The sequence below is a fragment of the Pseudomonas sp. Y24-6 genome (assembly GCF_020295325.1).
Classification (GTDB): Bacteria; Pseudomonadota; Gammaproteobacteria; order Pseudomonadales; family Pseudomonadaceae; genus Aquipseudomonas; species Aquipseudomonas gregormendelii.
Window position 1 is genome coordinate 185,863 of record NZ_JACBXG010000001.1, and the last position, 21,189, is coordinate 207,051.

At 64.0% G+C, this 21,189-nt stretch carries 16 protein-coding genes; 3 read left to right on the forward strand and 13 right to left on the reverse strand.

Annotation, left to right across the window (positions count from 1 at the left end):
- Positions 1-24: 24 nt before the first annotated feature.
- The 11 genes from HYI44_RS00815 to HYI44_RS00865 form a co-directional block, all read right to left on the reverse strand.
- A complete protein-coding gene (locus tag HYI44_RS00815; RefSeq protein ID WP_122839533.1) occupies positions 25-1,737 on the reverse strand; it encodes a dipeptide ABC transporter ATP-binding protein in 1,713 nt (570 codons plus the stop codon).
- On the reverse strand, positions 1,734-2,597 hold the full coding sequence (locus HYI44_RS00820) for an ABC transporter permease (RefSeq protein WP_225568510.1): 864 nt from the start codon (positions 2,595-2,597) through the stop codon (positions 1,734-1,736). The genes HYI44_RS00815 and HYI44_RS00820 overlap by 4 nt, the downstream gene beginning before the upstream one ends.
- Positions 2,594-3,586: an ABC transporter permease gene (locus HYI44_RS00825; RefSeq protein ID WP_225568511.1), complete on the reverse strand. Its 993-nt coding sequence runs from the start codon at positions 3,584-3,586 to the stop codon at positions 2,594-2,596. The genes HYI44_RS00820 and HYI44_RS00825 overlap by 4 nt, the downstream gene beginning before the upstream one ends.
- Positions 3,583-5,181: an ABC transporter substrate-binding protein gene (locus tag HYI44_RS00830; protein WP_225568512.1), complete on the reverse strand. Its 1,599-nt coding sequence runs from the start codon at positions 5,179-5,181 to the stop codon at positions 3,583-3,585. Before HYI44_RS00830 ends, HYI44_RS00825 begins: the two co-directional genes overlap by 4 nt.
- Positions 5,182-5,690: 509 nt before the next feature.
- Positions 5,691-7,349 carry a dipeptide ABC transporter ATP-binding protein gene (locus HYI44_RS00835; protein ID WP_225568513.1) on the reverse strand — a complete coding sequence of 553 codons (1,659 nt, stop codon included), beginning with the start codon at positions 7,347-7,349 and terminating at the stop codon, positions 5,691-5,693.
- A complete protein-coding gene (locus HYI44_RS00840) occupies positions 7,346-8,233 on the reverse strand; it encodes an ABC transporter permease (RefSeq protein WP_225568514.1) in 888 nt (295 codons plus the stop codon). Before HYI44_RS00840 ends, HYI44_RS00835 begins: the two co-directional genes overlap by 4 nt.
- Positions 8,234-8,277: 44 nt before the next feature.
- Positions 8,278-9,330 (reverse strand): NADP(H)-dependent aldo-keto reductase, encoded by a 1,053-nt coding sequence (locus HYI44_RS00845; protein ID WP_225568515.1) that lies wholly within the window; start codon positions 9,328-9,330, stop codon positions 8,278-8,280.
- 37 nt (positions 9,331-9,367) lie between these two features.
- Positions 9,368-10,717: an LLM class flavin-dependent oxidoreductase gene (locus HYI44_RS00850; RefSeq protein ID WP_225568516.1), complete on the reverse strand. Its 1,350-nt coding sequence runs from the start codon at positions 10,715-10,717 to the stop codon at positions 9,368-9,370.
- Positions 10,714-11,988: an acyl-CoA dehydrogenase family protein gene (locus HYI44_RS00855; RefSeq protein WP_225568517.1), complete on the reverse strand. Its 1,275-nt coding sequence runs from the start codon at positions 11,986-11,988 to the stop codon at positions 10,714-10,716. The genes HYI44_RS00850 and HYI44_RS00855 overlap by 4 nt, the downstream gene beginning before the upstream one ends.
- 23 nt (positions 11,989-12,011) lie before the next feature.
- Entirely contained in the window at positions 12,012-12,944 is a 933-nt protein-coding gene (locus HYI44_RS00860; protein WP_225568518.1) for an ABC transporter permease, read from the reverse strand.
- 2 nt (positions 12,945-12,946) lie between these two features.
- Positions 12,947-14,536, reverse strand: a complete 1,590-nt coding sequence (locus HYI44_RS00865) for an ABC transporter substrate-binding protein (protein WP_225568519.1) — start codon at positions 14,534-14,536, stop codon at positions 12,947-12,949.
- A gap of 1,244 nt (positions 14,537-15,780) precedes the next feature.
- Here HYI44_RS00865 and HYI44_RS00870 point away from each other — a divergent pair.
- The 3 genes from HYI44_RS00870 to HYI44_RS00880 all read left to right on the forward strand — a co-directional run bounded on the left by HYI44_RS00870 (position 15,781) and on the right by HYI44_RS00880 (position 18,640).
- Positions 15,781-17,934 (forward strand): TonB-dependent receptor family protein, encoded by a 2,154-nt coding sequence (locus tag HYI44_RS00870; RefSeq protein ID WP_225568520.1) that lies wholly within the window; start codon positions 15,781-15,783, stop codon positions 17,932-17,934.
- A 92-nt stretch (positions 17,935-18,026) separates the two neighbouring features.
- Positions 18,027-18,194 carry a hypothetical protein gene (locus HYI44_RS00875; protein WP_163019432.1) on the forward strand — a complete coding sequence of 56 codons (168 nt, stop codon included), beginning with the start codon at positions 18,027-18,029 and terminating at the stop codon, positions 18,192-18,194.
- Positions 18,195-18,349: 155 nt separating this feature from the next.
- A complete protein-coding gene (locus tag HYI44_RS00880) occupies positions 18,350-18,640 on the forward strand; it encodes a hypothetical protein (protein WP_225568521.1) in 291 nt (96 codons plus the stop codon).
- Positions 18,641-18,881: 241 nt separating this feature from the next.
- Here the strand turns inward: HYI44_RS00880 and HYI44_RS00885 are convergent, their stop codons facing one another.
- On the reverse strand, positions 18,882-19,079 hold the full coding sequence (locus tag HYI44_RS00885) for a YbdD/YjiX family protein (RefSeq protein WP_122839522.1): 198 nt from the start codon (positions 19,077-19,079) through the stop codon (positions 18,882-18,884).
- 10 nt (positions 19,080-19,089) lie between these two features.
- Entirely contained in the window at positions 19,090-21,147 is a 2,058-nt protein-coding gene (locus HYI44_RS00890) for a carbon starvation CstA family protein (RefSeq protein ID WP_122839521.1), read from the reverse strand.
- Between the last annotated feature and the right edge of the window lie 42 nt (positions 21,148-21,189).

A 21,189-nucleotide genomic window follows, 5' to 3' on the forward strand; every position in this document is an offset into this window, starting at 1 on the left:
GGCAATTCCTTGTTCAAGTCGAGCTTAAATGGCGATTTTCCAAAGCCGGGATTCATCGAACAGCCACCCCGGGTTTTCCGGTTCCAGTGGCGGCACGACCAGGGTCACGCCAGCGCCCGGCAGACGCGGCACCGCGCCGAGCAGTCGCTGGGTGTATTCATGCTGCGGGCTGTGAAAGAGCGTCTCGACCGAGGCGCTTTCCACGACCTTGCCGTGGCGCATCACCAGCACTTCATCGCTGACGTGCCGGATCACCCCAAGGTCGTGGGAGATAAACAGATACGCCAGGCCCAGGGAGGCTTGCAGATCTGCCAGCAGGTCGAGCACCTGGGCCTGGACCGACACATCAAGTGCCGAGACCGGCTCGTCGCAGATGATCACTTTCGGGTTACTCGCAATGGCCCGGGCAATGGCCACGCGCTGGCGCTGGCCGCCCGACAGCTGCAAGGGGCGCCGCTCGGCCAGCTCCCTGGGCAGGCGCACCTGGGTCAGTAATTCTGCGATCCGTGCGGTGTGCTGCGCGGTGGCAATGCCGGCGACATCCAGCGCATCGGCGAGGATTTGCCCGACGCTCCAGCGCGGGTCGAACGAACTCAGCGGGTCCTGGTAGATCACGCTGATGTCCCGTCGGTGCGGGCGCCGCTGCCGTTCTTCGATTCGCTGCGTGCCGGCACCGGACCAGGGCTGGCCGAGAAATTGCACCTGGCCGGCATCCGGTTCCAGCAGGCCAAGGACGATGCGGGCCACGGTGGTCTTGCCGGAACCGGACTCGCCGACGATGCCCAGGGTGCGCCCGGCGCGCAGCTCGAAACTCACGCCATCGACCACCTGGCGCGACTGCTGGTCAGGCCCCACGTAACGTTTACCCAACTGCGTGGCTTGCAACACCACGGGTGAGTCCGTGCCCGGCCGGGGTGGTGCGACCACGGCCGTGCGCTGCGGCGACAGCCGCGTGCCCCGAGCATGCTCGGCCGGCACCGCGTCGAGCAAGGTGCGGGTATAGGGATGGCGCGGGTGGCGCAGCACCTGGTCCATCGGCCCCTGCTCGACCACTTCGCCGTGGCGCAGCACCAGCACCTCATCGGCCAGCTGCGCGACCACGGCCAGGTCGTGGCTGATGATCAGCAATGAGTCGCCGCGCGCCTTGATCTCCTGCAGCACTTGCAGAATCTGCGCCTGCACCGTGGCATCCAGCGCCGTGGTCGGCTCGTCGGCGATCACCAGGCCAGGGCTCAGGGCCAGCGCACTGGCGATCAGGGCGCGCTGACGCAGGCCGCCGGACAACTGATCCGGTCGCTGGCGGGCACGCAGCTGCGGTTCGGGCACACCGACTTTTTCCAGCAGTTCGATCACCCGCCCGGCGCGGCTGCGACGGTCACCCCAGTTGTGCGTCTTGAGCACCTCGAGAATTTCCTTGCCCACCGGGCGCAGTGGGTCCAGCGACACCAGCGCGTCCTGCAGGACAAAACCGATGCCTTTGCCGCGCAAGTCGCGCCAGCCGCGTTCGGACAACCCGAGCAGATCCTGCCCGCCGTAACTCAGGGTCCGTGCGCTCACTCGCGCACCGGCTCCTGCCAGGCCGATCAGGCTGCGGGCGGTGACGCTTTTGCCGGAGCCGGACTCACCCACCAGGGCCAGGGTCTTGCCCGGGGCCAACGTGAACGACAGATCCCGCACCACCGACTGGCCGGCAAACTCGATGGACAGGCCCTCGACGATCAGATGTTTGTCACTCATGTCAGACGGCCCTCCAGGCGTTGTTGCAGGTAACGGCCAGCGACCGTGGTCGACAGCGTGGTCAGCACGATGAACAGCCCGGGGAAGAACGTCAGCCACCAGGCATTGGCAATGAAATCGCGGCCCATCGACAGCATCGTCCCCCACTCCGGCGCCGGTGGCCGGGCGCCAAGGCCGAGGAAGCTCAAGGCGGACGCCCAGACGATGGCCTGGCCGACGCCCATGGTCAGCGTGACGATCAGCGGGCGCATGGCGTTGGGCAGCAGCTGGCGCGTGATGATTCGCAGGGGTGGATGGCCAAGGGCTTTGGCCGCCTCGATGTACCCGGCATTGCGCACCGCCAGCACCTGGCCGCGGACCATTCGCGCATAGCCAGGCGCCCCGCCCAACCCGGTGGCCACGATCAGCGGGCCAATGCCGCTGCCGAACACCGCCACGAACAGCAGCGCAAGGATCAGGCTGGGGAACGCAAAGAGAATTTCCAGCAACCAGCCGACGCCGCGATCCAGGTAAGCGCCCCCCAGGCCGCCGAGCAGACCGAGGACGATGGCAATGCTCATCGCCAGGGCGGTGGCGGCCAGGCCAATGAACAGCGACTGCCGGGTGCCGTGGATCACCCGGGAAAAGATGTCGCGCCCGGATTGATCGGTGCCGAACCAGTGCGCCCAGCCGGGCGGATGGAAGGCATCGTGCGGCACGATCGCCAACGGATCGCTGTGGGCGAACCACTGCGGCAACAGTGCCGCGATGATCAGGAAGGCGAGAAAGCTGAAAGCCAGTAACGGCCCAAGGCGCCACTTGCCTGCACTACGCTGCAGCCGAGTGCCGGGCAGCGCTGCTTCGAGGGTGAGTTCACTCATGCCGACTGCTCCTGTTGGCGAGGGTCGACCCACAGGTACAGCAGGTCGACGAGGATGTTGGCCAGGACGTATCCGGCGGCGACCACCAGGCTGATGCCGATGGTCAGCGGCAGGTCCTGAGCCTGCACTGCCTGGTACAACTGGCGACCAAGGCCTTTGCGGGAAAAGATCACCTCGATGACCACCGCGCCGCTGATCAGGGCGCCAATGGCCCAGCCCGACAACGAGATGCCGGGCAGCACCGCGTGACGCAATGCGTGCCTGAAACGCACTGCCGTGTCGCTCAGGCCGCGGGTGCGGGCGGTAAGCACGAAGGGTTGATCCAGGGTCATTTCCAGCGACTCGCGGGTGACCTGGGCGATAAATCCGGCCAGCGGAATGGCCAGCGCCACCGACGGCAACACCAGCGTGCGCCAGCCATCGCTGCCGGCTGGCGGGAACAGGCGCAGGCCGAAGGCGAACACCGCCAGCAACAGGATCCCCAGCCAGAAATGCGGCAGCGCCGCCGACAGCGTTTCGGCCAGGGAAGCCAGGCTCGACACCCAGCGCCGGCGTCCCGCCGTCAGCACGGTGAGTGCCAGCACCAACACCCAGGCCAGCAACAGCGAAGTGATGGTCAGTTCCAGCGTCGGCCATGACTGCTCGGCGAGCACCCGGGTGACTGGCAAATGCTGGGAATAGGACACGCCCAGGTCGCCCTGGACCAACCGCCCCAGGTACAGCACGTATTGCACCGCCAGGGGCTTGTCCAGGCCATATTCGCGCTTGGCCTCGGCAATGGTTTCTGCGGTTGGATTGCCGCTCGGCCCGCCCAGGATCGCCAGCACCGGGTCCCCCGGCATCAGGCGCAGGGCGAAAAACGTCAGCGTGGCGACCGCCCACAGTACCAGCACGCCTCCCAGCAGGCGCCACAGGGCACGCCGACCCAGGCGAACCAGGCGCTCGCGGCGCGGGTTGGGCCGTTCAGTGGCCAGGGTTTCACTCGTCATTTGTTCACCCATGCGTCATAGAGGTAGGTCACTGCCAGGGAAGGCTCCAGGCGCACGCCCTGGGTGGTCTTGTAGATGCCCAGGCGCGAGCTCTGCGGGTAGGTGGTCAGTTGCAGGTACTGACTGGAAGCCAGCTGCTGTGCCTGGTAATACAACGCCCGGCGCTGTTCGGCGTCCTGGGTGGTCAAGGCGCCCTGCACCAGGCCTTCGAACACCGGATCGGTGTAGCCGGCGGTGTTCTGGTGATAGCCACCGACGCCGGCCGGGCTGATGAAATCGGCGCCGAAGATGATCCGCAGCACGTCGGCGGTGTTGGTGTTCCAGTAGCCCAGACGGATGTCGTAATCCCAGTCAGCCTGGCGCTTGGTGCTCTGCACGTCGCTCATTTGCTCGACGATCAGCTCGAAGCCGGCCAGGCGCGTGGTTGCTTGCACCTGCTCCCACAGGGTGTATTCCGAGGGCGGCGTGCGGTTGCCCATGATCACACGCACCTGCAAGCGCTTGCCGTCACGGGTGCGATAGCCCTCGGCATCGCGCGTGGTCCAGCCGGCTTCGTCCAGCAGCCGCGCGGCCCTGGCCGGTTGGTAATCCTGGGCATGCTGGAAGTCCGGGCTGTAGAAACGCGTGGCCGAACTGAGCGGGCCCCCTGCCCGGGGAAACTCATTGAAGTAAACGCTCTTCAACGCCCCCTCAACATCGGCACTGCGCACAAACGCCTCGCGTACTTTCAGGTCATTGAACGGCGCGCGGGTGATGTTCAGCGTGCCATTGGTGGGGTTGCCCGGACGCTGGGCGATGATCAGCGCCAGGTCGGGATTACGCCGGGCGGCTTCATGGGATTCGGGCGGCAGCGCCTCGATCACATCCACCTCGCCGGCTTGCAGCGAAGCAAAACGCACCGACGGCTCCTGAATGAATTTCCACACGATACGCTCGAGCCACGCCGGGCCCTGGTGCTTGGCGGTGGGCGGCGCCCAGTTGTAATCGGCATTGCGTACCAGCTCGACCTGGCTCTGGCGGTCCCAGCGCACCACCTTGAACGGCCCGCTGCCCACCGGGCTTTCGCAGTTCACATCACGCGGCCGCGCCAGTGCCGTGGGCGACTGGATACCGAGAAACCCTTGGGCCAGCACCTCCAGGAATGCAGCATAGGGTGTGGCGAGGTGCACGACCGCGGTGTGCGCATCCACCACGTCGGTGCTGCGGTACTGGCGGATGTAGCCGCCGGCAGTACTGGACTGGGTCTTCGGGTTGGCCATGTGATCGAGGTTGGCCTTGACCGCTGTCGCATCGAACGGTGTGCCGTCGGTGAAGCGCACGTCATCGCGCAGGTGGAAGGTGTACGCCAGGCCATCGGCGGAGACCTCCCAGCGCTTGGCCAGCCAGGGCCCGATGCGGCCTTCTTCATCCATCGACACCAGGGAGTCGAGGTACTGCTGCGCGACGAACACTTGCGGCATGTCCCCGCCCACATGGGGATCAAGGCAGGTGGGTTCGCGGTCAGTGGCGTACACCAGGGTCCCGCCGCTGACCGGCTGATCGCTGCGGGCAACAGCGGATTGATCCTGGTCGCAACCCGTCAACAGGCCGCACATCGCAGCGAATCCAAGGAGGGGCAAATGCTTGAGCGACAAGCTGGATCGGCGGTCGTAAGGTCGCAAATAAGGGGCAAATAATCGCATGGGTCCTGATGCCTATAGTCCGGGAACAGGGCTATTGCACAAGGCATGCCGGGTTTTTTCGGCAGTAGACAGGGGGTTTTCGGCGCGAATCGGGCCTCTGAGCAAGGCCAGAAAGAACAATGTGCCCAGCAGCTGTTGATGGGCCAACAGTTGCTGTCGGTGAGGGTGAACCCCGGTGAGAGGCCAGTGGTTCTTGGCTGGATAAACACGATCCCTGCGGGAGCTGGCTTGCCTGCGAAGGCGACCCCACCATCCCGAATGTACTGAAACTGTAGGAGCGAGCTTGCTCGCGATGGAGGTCAACGATAACGCGTGCCGCCAGGCTAAACGCGGCGCACTTGAAATCATCGCGAGCAAGCTCGCTCCTACAGTTTGAGTACATGCGGGATTATTGGGGCGTGCATCAGGGCGCATCGCAAGCCTCAAATCGCCAGTTGCAGATAGAACGCCACAGGCGCGCGTTCGGCTTCCAGGGTCGGGATCGCGTCGATCAGTGCCCGGGTGTAGGCATGTGCGGGGCGGTCGAACACGGTGCGCACCGAGCCGGACTCGACCACCACGCCGTCCTTCATCACCAGCACCCGCTCGCTGACGTGATTGATCACCCCCAAGTCATGGGAGATGAACAGGCAGGCCAGTCCCAGGCGCCGCTTGAGGTCGTCGAGCAGCTCGAGAATCTGCGCCTGCACCGACACGTCCAGCGCCGACACCGGTTCATCGCAGATCAGAATCTGCGGTTGCGACGCCAGCGCCCGGGCGATTGCGATGCGCTGGCGCTGTCCGCCGGACAGCTCAATCGGCCGACGTACCAACAGGCTGGCATCGAGGCGAACCAGATCGAGCAACTCCACGGCCCGCTTGCGCCAGTCCCGGCGCGGCAGGCCCGCCACGGCCAGCGCCTCGAACAATACGCGCTGCACGGTGTAACGTGGATCGAAGGAGTTCAGCGGGTCCTGGAACACCACCTGTACCGCACGCCGCGCCTGGCGCTTTTGCCTGGCATCGAGTGCCGCCCAGCGCTGCCCGTTGATCCAGACATCGCCCGCGTCGGCGCTTTCCAGCCCGAGGATCAGGCGGGTCAAGGTCGTCTTGCCCGAACCCGACTCCCCGACGATGCCTAGGGTCTCGCCGCGACGAAGCTGCAACGACACCTGGTCCAGCACCGTACGCCGACGCTGGTCCGGGCCAATAAAGGATTTGCTCAGGCCGCGAGCTTCAAGCAACACCTCGCCCTGGGGTTCAAGCTCGGGCTCCACCACCGCGAGCAACCTGCGCGCCGGCTGGAAGTGCACCGCCCTGGCGGCCCGCAGCAGGGACTGGGTGTACCCATGCTGCGGATCCTGCAGCACCTGCTCGGCAGTCCCCTGCTCGACGATGACTCCATGGCGCATCACCGCCACCCGATCCGCCAGGCGCGAGACCACGGAAAGGTCGTGACTGACCATCAACAGCGCGTTGTCCGCGCCGCGCAGGCTTTCCAGCAGGGCGATAACCTGGGCCTGCACCGTGGCGTCCAGGGCCGTGGTGGGCTCGTCGGCAATGATCAGCCGTGGATTGCAGGCGATGGCCGAGGCAATCAACGCCCTTTGCCGCAAGCCGCCGGACAACTGCCACGGGTATTGGCGGGCGCGCAGCTCCGGCTCGGGTACGCCGACATCGCGCAGCAGCTCCAGCACTCGCAGCCGGCGCGCTTCCAGGCCCAATGCCGTGTGCAGCTGCAGCGGCTCTTCGATCTCGGCGCCCACCCGACGCAACGGGTCCAGTGCACCCAGCGCGTCCTGCATGACAAAGCCGATACTCGCCCCGCGCAAGCGCTGCCAGGCGCGCTCGTGCAGCTGCCGCAGGTCGATGCCCTGGAACGCCAGTTTGGCAGCATGTACCTGCGCGCCCCGGCCGGTGAGCCCGGCCAGGGTCCGCGCGGTCACGCTTTTGCCCGAGCCCGATTCGCCCACCAACGCCAGGCATTCACCACGATGCAGTTGCAGGCTCACGCCATGCAGCACCGGTTGCGCCTGACCGAATCGTACGGTCAGGTCGCGGATATCAACCAGCGGGCCGAGGGCCTGGATGTTTGCATTCATAGCGGTTTTCCTTCGCTGCGACGCAGCAGTTCGCGGCCGATGGCACTGATGGAGACGACGGTGAGGGTGATGATCAATGCCGGCCAGGCCACCAGCCACGGCGCATTCGCCAGGAAGCTGCGCCCGATCGCCATCATCGCGCCCCACTCCGGCGCGGGCGGCGGCGCGCCAAAGCCGAGGAAGCTCAGGGCGGCTCCGGCGGTAATGGTCCCGCCAATGCCAATGGTGGCGAGGATCAGCACCGGCTTGAACGCATTCGGCAGCACATGCCGCAGCACCACCGCCAGCCGCGACTGGCCGAGGGTCACCGCCGCTTCGACATAACCGGCATGGCGCACATTGAGCGTCTGCGCGCGCACCAGCCGGGCATAACGGGGCACCCCGGCAATGCCCACCGCGAGGATCAGGTTGGCCGTGCCCTGGCCGAAAAACGTGATGATCACCAGGGCCAGCAACAGGTCCGGAAACGCCAGCAGCACATCAATGCCGCGCATCAGCGCCGCGTCCAGCCAGCGCGGCCCAAGCCCCGACGCCAGGCCCAGTACCGCGCCCCAGGCCAGGCCCAGCGCGGTGGCGGCCAGGCCCATGAACAACGACGAGCGCACCCCGTGAATCAACCGGCTGAGGACATCCCGGCCATTTTCATCGGTGCCCAGCCAATGCAGCTCGCTGGGTGGCTGAAACGCCAGGCGGGCCGACGCGTCCAGCGGATCGAACGGCGCCAGCGCCCCCGGAATCGCCGCCGCAAGGAGCAACAGCAGCACGAACAGCCCGGCCAGCCACAGACCCGGGCGCACCTGGCCGAGCCTGGCCAGGCGCAACGGCCGATACCCGCCCTCGCCCGCTGCCGGTTCCACAATCACCGTCGCAAGTGTCTGCGCCATTCACCTTTCCTTTTGTCGAGCCAAGTCAGTCTGCGTGCCTCGGGTCATGGCGCGGGATTGGGAATTCGCTGGTGGATCGCCTGGACCTGCGCCCGCACCTCGTCACTGAGCGTGACGTCCAGCGCGCCGAGGTTGTCGCGCAACTGCGCCAGGCTGGTTTGCCCGGTCAAGGCACTGGCCACGAACGGCTTGTCGATGACATAGGCCAGCGCCAGTTGCGCAGCGCTCAGGTTGTGCTGTCTGGCGATCTGCACATAACCGGCGATGGCTTCCTGCGCCGAGGCACTGTCATACCGGTTGAAGGTGCGATACACCGAAGACAGCCGCGAACCTTCGGGACGTGCGCCCCCCAGGTACTTGCCGGTGAGCGCACCAAACGCCAGGGGCGAGTACGCCAGCAGGCCGACGCCCTCGCGATGACTGAACTCCGACAGGCCGCCCTCGTACAGGCGATTAAGCAGGCTGTAGGGGTTCTGCACGCTGACAATGCGCGGCAGCCCCAGGCGCTCGCTGTGCTTGAGAAATTCGGCCACGCCCCAGGGCGTTTCGTTGGACACGCCAATGTGCCGTACCTTGCCAGCCTTGACCTGCTCGGCCAGCACCGTGAGGGTTTCCTCGATGGCGACGCTCTCGGCATCGTCCTGGTAAGGGTATTCACGCTGGCCGAAAAAGTTGGTCTTGCGATCGGGCCAGTGCAGCTGATACAGGTCCAGGTAGTCGGTGTGCAGGCGCTTGAGACTGCCGTCCAGGGCCTCGACGATGTTGCGCCGATCATGCCGGCTGAGGCCATCGCGAATATGGTTCTGCCCTGCCGGATCCCGCGCCGGACCGGCGATTTTACTCGCCAGCACCACGTCGCCGCGCCGGCCACTGCTGGCCAGCCAGCTGCCGATGTAGCGCTCGGTAGTGCGCCAGGTGTCGGCCTGGGTCGGTGTCGGGTACATCTCGGCGGTGTCGATGAAATTGATGCCTTCAGCCAGGGCCAGCTCGATCTGCTGGTGGGCATCGCTTTCGCTGTTCTGGTGGCCCCAGGTCATGGTGCCCAGGCCCAGCACGCTGACTTGCAGATCACTGTTGCCTAATTGACGGTAACGCATGGTTCATCCTTTTGTTTAAACAGAGAAACGCCCAGGCTCAGGCCCGCAGCGCGTATTGATTACCGGGAAACGGCAAGCCAAGGTGCTCGCGCAAGGTGCTGCCGGTGTATTCGTGACGAAACAGGCCGCGCTTTTGCAGCAGCGGCACCACCTCGTCGACGAAGATCTCGACGCCGGAGGGGAACATGTCTGGCATGATGTTGAAGCCGTCTGCGGCGTGCGCCAGGTACCAGTGCGACAAGGTCTCGGCGACCTGCTCGGGGGTGCCCACCAGCAACCGATGGCCCACCAGGATGCGCCGCGACAATTGGCGAATGCTCAGGTTTTCCCGCCGCGCCAGGTTCAACTGTGCCTCGAGAAACCCCTGGGAGCCGCGCTCGAAATCCGCCACCGCGCCAATGCGCTCCCACGGCAGCGGCGCGTCCGGATCCAGTTCGCTGGCGGCAATGCCGACCCGCCCCGCCACCTGCTCCAGCAAGCCGTGTTCGCCGTGCCAGGCATTGAGCTCATCAAATCGCGCATGGGCCTCGGCCTCGGTACTGCCGATTACCGTCGACAGGCCCGGCATGATCTTCAGGTGCTGCGGGTTGCGTCCCCAGCCGAGGGCGCGTTCTTTCATTTCCTGATAGAAAAATTGCCCGTCTTCGAGGGTCGTCTGGGTGGTGAAAATCGCATCGGCGTAACGCGAGCCCAGGGCCTTGCCACCCTCGGACGACCCGGCCTGCACCAGCACCGGCCGGCCTTGGGGCGAGCGCGGGACGTTCAAGGGGCCCTTGACGCTGAAGTGCTTGCCCACAAAATCGATGGTGTGGACTTTTGCCGGGTCGGCAAATCGCCCGGAGCGCGCATCGCCGATGATTGCGTCGTCTTCCCAGCTGTCCCACAGCTTCACCGTGACGTCGATGAATTCGTCGGCGCGGGCGTAGCGATCCACGTGCAAGGGCGCGCCGGCCAGACCGAAGTTCTGCGCGGCGGCGTCACCGGCATTGGTCACCACATTCCAGGCCGCGCGCCCACCGCTGATATGGTCCAGCGAAGCGAAGCGCCGGGCGATGTTGAACGGGTCGTTGTAGGTGCTGGACGCAGTGGCGATCACCCCGATGCGCTGGGTGGCGAGTGCCACGGCGGTCAGCAACACCGTGGGTTCCAGGCGCCCGGCGGGCTGGCTGGCGACATCGCCACCCAGCGCCGGACCGTCGGCCAGGAAGATCGCATCCAGGCACCCGCGCTCGGAGATCCGCGCGATGTTGCGGTAGTACTCCACGTCCAGATACGCCGTGGCGGGCACTTCGGCCGCACGCCAGGCGCCCGAGTGCGCGCCGAAGCCGAGGATGTTCATGCCCAGGCTCATCTGTCCTTCACGGGTATTGCTCGATGCTTTGCTCATACGGCACTCGCTTCGTCACGGGCGCCGCCGGCCTGCTGCGCGGCATCGGCTGCCTGCAGCTGGCGCCAGGCGGCGTTGGGGCTGATGTGGTTGAGGTAGTAGTTACCCAGCGCACGCTCGCGCAGGATCGCCGGGTTATGCGAGGCCAGCGTGCGGGCATTGCGCCAATGCCGATCAAGGCGTCGCGACTCGCTGGTGGCGGAGGCCCCGCCCACTTCAAACAGCAAGGTAGTGGCCTCCAGCACTTGTTCGAGCACGATCTGCTGCGCCTGATAAGCGCGAATTTCCGCCTCGGTGTAATGCTGCTCGCTGGCATACCCGCCCTGCTCGGCGTCATGCACCTCCTGCAGCACCTGCGCCACCGCCAGCACCTGGGTACGGGCGGCATAGGCCAGGCTGGACAAACGTCCGATCACCCGTTGCACCAGCGGATCGTCCTTGGGGCTGGACTGCCCCGGGATGCCAAAGGCGCGGGTGCGGCCCTGGACGAACCCGGTGGCGTCACGCAGCACCGCATTGGCGATGCCGGCCAGCGTGGCGAGGTGGAACAGCTGATAGAAAGCGGTCAGGTACGATTCGGCGCGCAACTCGTCTTTTTTGAAACGACGCACGATGTGCGCGACCGGCACCTTCACCCCGTGGAAGCGCGTAGTGCCACTGCCCGTCAGGCGCTGGCCGAAACCGTCCCAGTCGTCCTCGACCGTCACTCCCGGCGCATCGGTGGGCACCGCCACGCTGACAAAATCATCGCCGTCCAGGGCCACCGCCGCAATCCAGTTCGCGTACAGCGTGCCGGTGCAATAGTACTTCTCGCCATCGAGCAGCCAGCCCGCCTGGTCATTGCCCGGCTCCACGGCGCTCAGGGTCACCGAGTTGCGCGTGGTGTCGCTGCGCTCGGCCATGGCCGCGCCCCACAGTTGCCCATCGACCACCTTGGCGAACCAGTAGTCCTGGGAATCGCGATCGCGGCTGGACAACCGGCCCTCGACGAACCCGAAATGCGCCCGCACGATTTGCGGCAGGTTCGAGTCGGCTTCACCCAGGTCGATCAACAGGCCGAACAACTGCGGCAGGCTGGCCCCCAGGCCGCCCTGCGCCACCGGCACGCGCAATGCGCCAAACCCCGCTGCGCGCAGCCAGCCTACCGCCTCATGGGCCAGCTCGCGCTGCTGTTCGCGCACAACGGCAGTCTCGGCAATGCGCGCAAACACGTCGGCAAAACGCTGGCGCAACAGGGCGTCGGTTACTTCAGGAGAAATCGGGGCATTCATGGTTTTTCCTTTTTCATAGGCACTCACGCTTGATCGGCCCGAGGGTCGATCCAGCGGTTAATCAAATCCACGGCGAGGTTGACCAGCACATACACCGCAGCGGCGAGCAGGGTCACCCCCAGCACCATGGGCACGTCCTTGTTGCTGGTGGCGTCGAGCATCAGGCGGCCGATACCCTGGCGGGCAAACAGCAACTCGATCACCACGGCACCGCCCAGCAGGCTGGCAAACACAAAACCGGCCAGGGTCACCAGGGGCACCAGCGCATGCCGCAAGGCATGGCGCAGGCGCACGGCGGTCTCGGACAGCCCACGGGCGCGGGCCATCGCAATAAAGGGTTGTTCTAGGGTGTCTTCCAGAGACTGGCGCAACAGCTGCGTCAGCACCGCCGCCACCGGCAACGCCAGGGCCACCGATGGCAAGACCAGCGAGCGCCAGCCCACCGAACCGGACGGCGGCAACCAATGCCAGTGAAACGAAAACACCAGCAACAGCACGATGCCGATCACAAACGAGGGCGCAGACGAAATCACCAGTTCGCTGCCCGACGCAAACGAGCTAACCCAGGGCGCACGGTTGGCGGTGAGGATCGCGCAGACCAGCGCCAGCACCACTGCCAGTACCGCAGCGCTGACTGACAGTTGCAGGGTTGCACCGACCTGCTCGCCAATCGCCCGGGCCACCGGGATGCGCAGGCGATAGGACTCACCCAGGTCGGCGTGAGCCAGGCGCTGCAGGTAATGGCCGTACTGCACGATCAGCGGCTGATCCAGCCCGTACTCGGCCCGCACCCGTGCCAGCAACTCCGGGGTGGGCAAGGCATCCGGACCACCCAGAATCGCCAACGCCGTGTCGCCGCCACTGAAGTTCACCGCCAGAAATGTCAGCGTCGCCGCGCCCCACAGCACGCCGATGCCGGCCAGCAGGCGCAGGGCAACATGCTTGAGCAGGTTCATGGTTACCCCCGGTCCAGCCAGATGCTGGTGAAAAACGGAACGTTGTGGGACGTGTCGAAAATCACGCCCTTGACCTGTTGCCCGTACGCGGTCAGTACCTGGCTTTCCACCGAAGGCACCGCCGGCACCGTCTCCACCAGGCGTTGTTGCGCTTGGCGATACAGCGTCTGCAGCTCCACCGGATCCCGGGAGCGCCGCGCCGCGCTGAGCAGCCGATCCAGCTCGGCATCACGGAAGCGTCCGGCGTTCTGGCCAATCAGTTTGGCGGTGCTGATCGACTGGCTGTGATACAGCACGAACAAACCGTCGGGCGTGTTGGTGTGCCAGTAACCGGAGGCGATGGCCTGGAATTTCCCGGCATAACGCTTCTCCGTGACCCGAGTCAGCGGCAGCATTTCAATCGGCATGTCGAAGCCGACTTTTTTCAGGTCCGCCTGGATCGCCACCGACACACTGGCCGGAAAGGCCGGGTTGTCGTAGGTCAGCAAAGTGGCCTGCAGGCGCTGCCCGTTTTTGCTGCGATAGCCCTGGGCATCGCGCCCGGTCCAGCCCGCTTCGTCCAGCAGTGCGTTGGCGGCGGCAACGTCATAGGCCAGGGCGCTGTTCTCGGGTTGATAGAAGCGGGTATTCGCGGCCAGCAGGTCGGCCTTGCTCAGGAATTCGCCAAAGCCGGAGATCCACGCCAGGCCTTCGCGATCGATCGCCTTGGCCACCGCGCGCCGAACCCGTACGTCATCAAAGGGCGCCTGCTCGACGTTGAAGGTCATGCTGCGGCTCGGATTGCCCTTGCGAATCCGGCTGCGCATCACCAGCCCGGGATTGGCCCGAATAGCCGCCGCATTCTGCGCGGGCGCATCCAGGGCGAAATCCGACTGGCCAGACTCCAGCGAAGTGAAGCGGATCATCGCTTCGGGCACATAGCTGAGTTCGATGCGATCCAGGTACGCCGCACCTACATGCCGCGTGACCGCCGGCGCCCAGTGATAACCGGAACGTTTAACAAAAACCGCGCCCTGATCCCGGGTATAGCTTTGCAGCAGGAACGGGCCGCTGCCGACCGGTTGCGTGGCAATGGTCTTCGGCGCTTCGCGAATCTGCCTGGGCGAAATCATTCCCAGCCAGGACTGGGCCAGCACGTCGAGGAAAGGCGTATAGGGTTCACGCAGACGGGCCTCGAAGGTGTATTCATCGACCACCTTGCCGTCCAGATACGGCGCAATATAAGCCGCCGCCAATGGCGACTTGGTCGCCGGATCGCGCATGTGTTCAAGGTTGGTTTGCAGCGCCGCGGCGTTGAATTTCTCGCCATCGCTGAAGGTCACGTCGTCGCGCAGGTGAAAGGTGTAGGTCTTGCCGTCCGGAGAAATTTCCCAGGACCGCGCCAGCCATGGGCTAATGTTGCCCTCTTCATCCTGATAGACCAGGCAATCAAACAGAATGCGCCCCAGCCACTGGATGTTGCCGTTAGACAAGGCATGGATATCAAAACTGCCGGCATCGGACGCGGCGGACACCTTCAGGGTGCCACCGTCGCGCCCTGGAGCAGGCTCATGAAAGTCCGCCGCCGAATAGGTAACCACGCCATTGCTCATCGTCCCATCGGCATGCTGCGCGCCGGGCTGGGGGGGCGATGGGGGTGAGCAGGCAGTCAGCACACTATATAGAGCGAAAGTGCCGAAAAGTTTGAAGGCCGTTCTCAATGACGCATCCTCGGAGTAGTGACCTGGGAATGTAATCTTTGAGTGGGTGTATGCACCGAGCATGCCAGTGATTGGGGGATGGTGATCGGGTGTAAGTTGGTAATTGGGAATGGCCCGCGAACACGGGGACCGCAGTTAATTATGCGTGAACAGCACTCCACAGTTACAGACTTATAAGCCACAAAACAATTATATCGATATGCATTTATCTGCCGAATAATTTGTCGTTAAACTTGCAATCTGTCCAACTGGTGTTGCGCTGCAAACAGTTTACATAACACTCGCTAACCATCAGCGCCTGGCAACACCCTCCCCCAAATCCCTGTAGGAGCCAGCTTGCTGGCGATGGATTCCGAAGGCGCCGCGATCATCCACCGCCCGCGTTATCGTTGACGTCCATCGCCGGCAAGCCGGCTCCCACAGAGGTTGTGTGGATTCAATAAATGGGCATTATCGTTCACCGCCGCCCGCAGCAGCGCCAGCCTGAGGATGCACACGAACAACCAAGCGCAGCGCGCCGGCTTGAAGCCCTGGTCGGCCCGAAGGCCGCCACGGCAAGCTCTTGATCGCAGGCGCCCCGTTAACCACGCTGGCCGAACGCAGGCATTGCGCAGCGGGGAAACCGGCAAGGATGCCGGTTTAGCCGCGCTGGGCCAGGGATGGCCCATCGCGGCGACCCGCGGAGTAATGCCGGAGTGAGGGCACACCGAGCCTAGGCGAGGTGCCGAGTGGTGGGGCAAGAGCGTTTTGGTTACTTTTGCGCTTTTTAAAAGTGACCCGCTGTAAGAGCGGAACCATAAGCCGCCGTTACCGCAGCAATGGATATGCACACAAAGCAAGATCAAAAGATCGCAGCCTCGTGTCACTCGACAGCTCCTACAGAAGAAACGGTGTAGCGCGCCGTAAGGGCGAAAACGATAGCGGCCGTCACCGCGCAAACAGATATGTACCCTGAAGTGTTGCCCCACAAACACTAATCCAAATAAAAGCCCCCCCAACAGCAAACATCACAATCAAACTCCCTGCCAAAGAGCGAAAAGAAGCACTGGCACACTTACTGCTTAGACCCACCCCAAGCATGACTATACGAATAGAAAGCCCAGACAACTCTATCTATTCATTGGGGATTAACTTTGATGCCATCAGTATTCCGGGGAGAGCTACACACGTTAGCGCACGCCATCCGCCAGGCCACCTGGTTAACAACAGTAGGACTAAGCTCCGCCCTGTTGCTCTCAGGCGCCGCCCAGGCAGATGAACAAACCACCACTGGCTCAACCGAACCACAACTGCAAACCGTCACCGTAAAAGGCCAGCAAGCGACCCCCGCCGAAACCGCAAAAACCAAGCTCGACCAAGTACCCGGCGGCACCAGTATCGTCGACAGCGAACAAGTGTCCAAAGGCCGCACCGCCACCCTGCAAGACACCCTCGCCTACCAACCCGGCGTATTCGTGCAATCCACCGGCGGCAACGACGCCGCCAAAATCTCCATCCGCGGCTCAGGCGCCAACACCTCGCCCGGCTACTTTCGCGAAGGCATCAAATTCCTCTTCAACGGCCTGCCCATCACCGGCCCCGGCGGCACACCCTACGAATTCCTCAACGGCTCCGGGGTCAACTACACCGAAATCCTGCGCGGCGCCAACGCCTTCCAGTACGGCGCCTTGAGCCTGGGCGGCGCGATCAACTTCGTCAACCAGACCGGCTACACCGCCCCGGGCCTGCGCCTGCGGGCAGAGGCCGGCAGCTATGGCTACAACAAACAAAGCGCCAGCTTCGGCGGAGTCGAGGGCAACTTCGATTACTACATCAACGCCGACAACTATCGCAGCGACGGCTTTCGCGACTACAGCCTGTCAAAAAGCCAGGGCGTGGTCGCCAACTTCGGCTACACATTCAGCCCCAAACTCGAAACCCAGCTGATGCTGCGCTACCGCGACGAGTACCACAACGACCCGAGCGCCACTACCCTGGACCAGGTCAAGCACCACAGCGACCGCGCCAGCGCCACCGCGGCCTCCAGCGGCGCCGGCAGCCGTCGCCCGGGCAGCGTCTGGGCCGGCAGCAAGACCACCTACACCTTCGACGACGACGCCACCTTGTCCGTGGGCCTGGCCTACTACGAGTACGCCCACAACAACAGCCCCAACAGCCCGAGCAACCCAAGCTTCTGGACCTGGCACGACCTCAGCGCCGTGATCAACTACGACCGCACTGATCAATGGTTCGGCCACGAAAGCCGCTCCAGCATCGCCTTCACCTCCACCGAACACCTCAAGGGCGAAGTCGACTCCGCCTTCGCCAACAAGCAGACGCGCAAGCGGGTGGACTACGGCTCGTCCTTCGACCATGTGTTCTCGCTGGGCAACGACCTGGAACTGGTCGACGACCTGTGGCTCACCACCGGCGTGTCCGCCATCAACGTGCGTCGCCACGCCAACGTCAAGGAGTCGCTGGTGGCCAACACCACCGCCTTCCCCACCGACTTGACCTACGACAACTGGAGCCTGGCGCCGCGGATCGGTGTGCGCTACCAGTTCAATCCAGACCTGCAGGTGTTTGCCAACGTCAGCCGCTCGGTCGACCCTCCGGCGTCCTGGGAATACTCCGGCTCCGGCCCCACCGCGCCTTATGTGCGGCCGCTGGTGGAACAGAAAGCCAACACCGTGGAGGTCGGCATCAAGGGTTCCGCAGGGATTTTCGACGGCAGCCTGGCGCTGTATCGCTCGTGGGTGAAGGACGAGTTGCTCAACGTCCAGTTGATCGGCGCCACCCCCACTGCCGCCGCCGTCACCGGCGCGTTTAACGCCACGCCGACGATTCACCAGGGCGTTGAAGCCGGTTTAAACACTCGCCTGTGGGACAACGACAGCGGCGAGCAGGTCTCCCTGCGCCAGGTGTACACCTACAACGACTTCTACTATCGCCATGACCCAACCTTCGGCGACAACCAACTGCCGGGCATTCCCAAGCACGTGTACCAGGGCGAAGTGCAGTACGAACATCCAAGCGGCTTCTATACCGGGGTCAACGTGCAGTCGGCCTCGCGCACGGCGGTGGATTACGCCAACAGTTTTTATGCGCCCTCCTACACCATCTTCGGCGCGAACGTAGGCTACGAAACGCCGAACAAGGACTGGAAAGTCTCGCTGGACCTGAAAAACCTGGCGAACAAGAAATACGTCACGGCGGTGCAACCGCTCTACGACGCCAAGGGGCAGGACACCGCGTCCCTGTACCCGGGTGACGGGATCGGCGCCTATGTGGCGGTGGAAATGCGCTACTGACTCCGGCGCTGGCGGCCTGGATCCAATTGCCGCCTCTGGGCCCGGTTACCTGCTACCCTCAGGGCACGGATCATCTGGACAGAGGAGGTCGCATGGATAACCTACCCAAGCATGGCTGGACCTGGGCCTACCGCAAGCTGCGCGGGCTGCACTGCTCGCGCTTCACTGCGCTGTATCGGGCAACCCTGTACGCCGTACGCGGCGATACGGGGACGCTCACCAGCAACGATAACTGGCAGAAGATTCGTTTGCGCCGTTAAACACCACCGATAAACACGCTGAGCCGCCGCACGCACCCGCGCAGGCGGCGTCGGCTGCCCCGAAAAATCGCACCCGACCGTTCGTCCGCTGGCCAGCACCTATGGCCAATGCATCCTTCCAATGCTGTGTTAACCACTCGCAAGGAAGATTCAACATGATGAACAGAAAAATTGCGGTGCTCACGCTTGCAGGCGTCATGTCTGCCTTCTCGCTCAACGCTTTCGCGGCCGGCGAATCCACCAGTGGCACGCCGTCGGCGGATGGCACCAGCCAGACCCGCGACCCGGCGCCTAAAGCCACCAACGCCGATCCGGATGCTGCCTCGCTGCCCCAGGGCGCAGACGGCAACACCACCGACAACGGCCCAACCCCCAGCGGCTCCAAGGCAGGCGGTGCGGACAAAGCCGGTGGCGGCAGCAGCAGTGGTGGCAGTGGCGGTAGCTGATCGCAGCTCAGTTTGCTGCAAACACTATCAGTCACTGCACAAACAGCTGCGGAAGCCAACAGTCGCTGCGCAAACAGCTGCGGGAGCCAGCAGTCACTGCAAAGACAACTGTGGGAGCCAGCCTGCTGGCGATGAACTCGACAACGACGCGTACATCCAGAATGCACGCGTCATCATTGAAGTCCATCGCCAGCAGGCTGGCTCCCACAGGTATTACTCAAGCATTCAACAAATCAACAAATCAACAACACTTCGGCCCGGCCTTGCTCCCGTACCGCGCCTCCTGCCGCTCCCTGAAAAACATCTCGTAATCCATCATCGGCTGGTCCGGGTGCCTGGTCTGCATGTGCTCGACGTAGTTGTCATAGTCAGGCATCCCCACCATCAACCGCGCCGCCTGCCCCAGGTACTTGCCCAGCCGACTCAAGTCATTAAACATGCTGCCCTCCTCAGGCCTCTGGCAGCGCCTGATACGGTGCTTCCTTGTCCGTGCGTTCCTTGCTACCCCAGGCGGCAATCCCGACCTTCAGGGCAAAGAACAGGATGCTGAACACCACCAGCAGGAACAGCGCCGTCAGCGTTGCGTTGGTGTAGGCGTTGTAGATCACGTGCTGCATCTGGTTGATGTCCTTGGCCGGCGCCAGAATCTGCCCGTTGGCCAGCGCATCGCTGTACTTCTTCGCCAGCGCGAGGAAACCGATCGCCGGGTTGGCATCAAACAGCTTGATGAAACCGGCAGTCGTGGTGCAGATCAACAGCCACACCGCAGGCAGCATGGTCACCCACACATAACGCTGACGTTTCATCTTGATCAGCACCACCGTTGCCAGCATCAGCGCGATACCCGCCAGCATCTGGTTGGAGATACCGAACAGCGGCCACAAGGTGTTGATGCCGCCCAAAGGATCGATCACGCCCTGGTACAGCAGATACCCCCACATCGCCACGCAGCCGGCGGTGGCAATCAGGTTGGCGGCCCAGGACTCGGTGCGCTTCAGCGCCGGCACAAACGAGCCGAGCAAGTCCTGCAGCATGAAGCGCCCGGCACGGGTGCCGGCGTCCACCGCTGTCAAAATAAACAACGCTTCAAACAGAATCGCGAAGTGGTACCAGAACGCCATGGTATTTTCACCCGGCAGCAACTGATGCAGGATCTGCGCGATACCCACCGCGAGGGTCGGCGCACCACCGGCACGGGCCAGGATGGTGGTCTCGCCGATATCCCGGGCCACCGCTTCCAGCGCGTCCGGCGTGATCGCAAAGCCCCAACTGCTGACCGTCTGCGCAACCGTCACCGCATCGGAACCGACGATCGCCGCCGGGCTGTTCATGGCAAAGTACACGCCCGGTTCGATTACCGAAGCGGCGACCATCGCCATGATTGCCACGAAGGATTCCATCAGCATGCCGCCGTAACCGATGTAACGGGCATGCCCCTCGCTGGCCAGCAACTTCGGCGTCGTGCCGGAAGCGATCAGCGCATGGAAACCCGACACCGCACCACAGGCGATGGTGATAAACAGGAACGGAAACAGACCGCCTTTCCACACCGGGCCCGTGCCGTCGATGAACTGGGTCAGGGCTGGCATTTTCAGGTCTGGCATGGTCACCAGGATGCCGATCGCCAGGGCCACGATGGTGCCGATTTTCAGGAAGGTCGACAGGTAGTCGCGGGGTGCCAGGATCAGCCATACCGGCAGCACCGCAGCGACAAACCCGTAACCAATCAGCATCCAGGTGATCTGGATCCCGGTGAAGGTAAACGCCTTGGCCCACACCGGATCAGCAGCAATCTGCCCACCCAGCCAGATCGAGCCCAGCAGCAGCAACACGCCCACCACCGAGATCTCGCCAATGCGGCCCGGGCGGATATAACGCATGTAGATGCCCATGAACATCGCGATCGGCACGGTCGCCATCACGGTGAACATACCCCACGGACTCTCGGCCAGGGCTTTGACCACGATCAGCGCCAGCACCGCGAGGATGATGATCATGATCAGGAAGCAGCCAAACAAGGCGATGGTGCCAGGGATGCGGCCCATTTCCTCACGTACCATATCGCCCAGGGAGCGGCCGTTGCGGCGGGTGGACAGGAACAGCACCATGAAGTCCTGCACCGCACCGGCCAGCACCACACCGGCGATCAGCCACAGGGTACCGGGCAGATAGCCCATCTGCGCCGCCAGTACCGGACCGACCAAAGGCCCCGCGCCGGCGATGGCCGCGAAGTGGTGACCGAACAGCACGTGTTTATTGGTGGGAACGTAGTCCAGACCATCGTTGTTGAGCACGGCAGGCGTGGCTCGGTTGGGATCGAGCTGCATCACCTTGTTGGCGATGAACAGGCTGTAGTAGCGATAAGCGACGAGATAGATGGCGACTGCTGCGACTACGATCCACAGGGCGTTGATGGCTTCACCGCGGCGCAGGGCCACGACACTCAGCGCGAACGCTCCCAGGACAGCCACGGCAAACCAGGCAAGGTGTTTAGCCAGACGGGGCATATGCGTCTCCTGCCGACAGCGCATGGCTGCGGCGGTAATTTT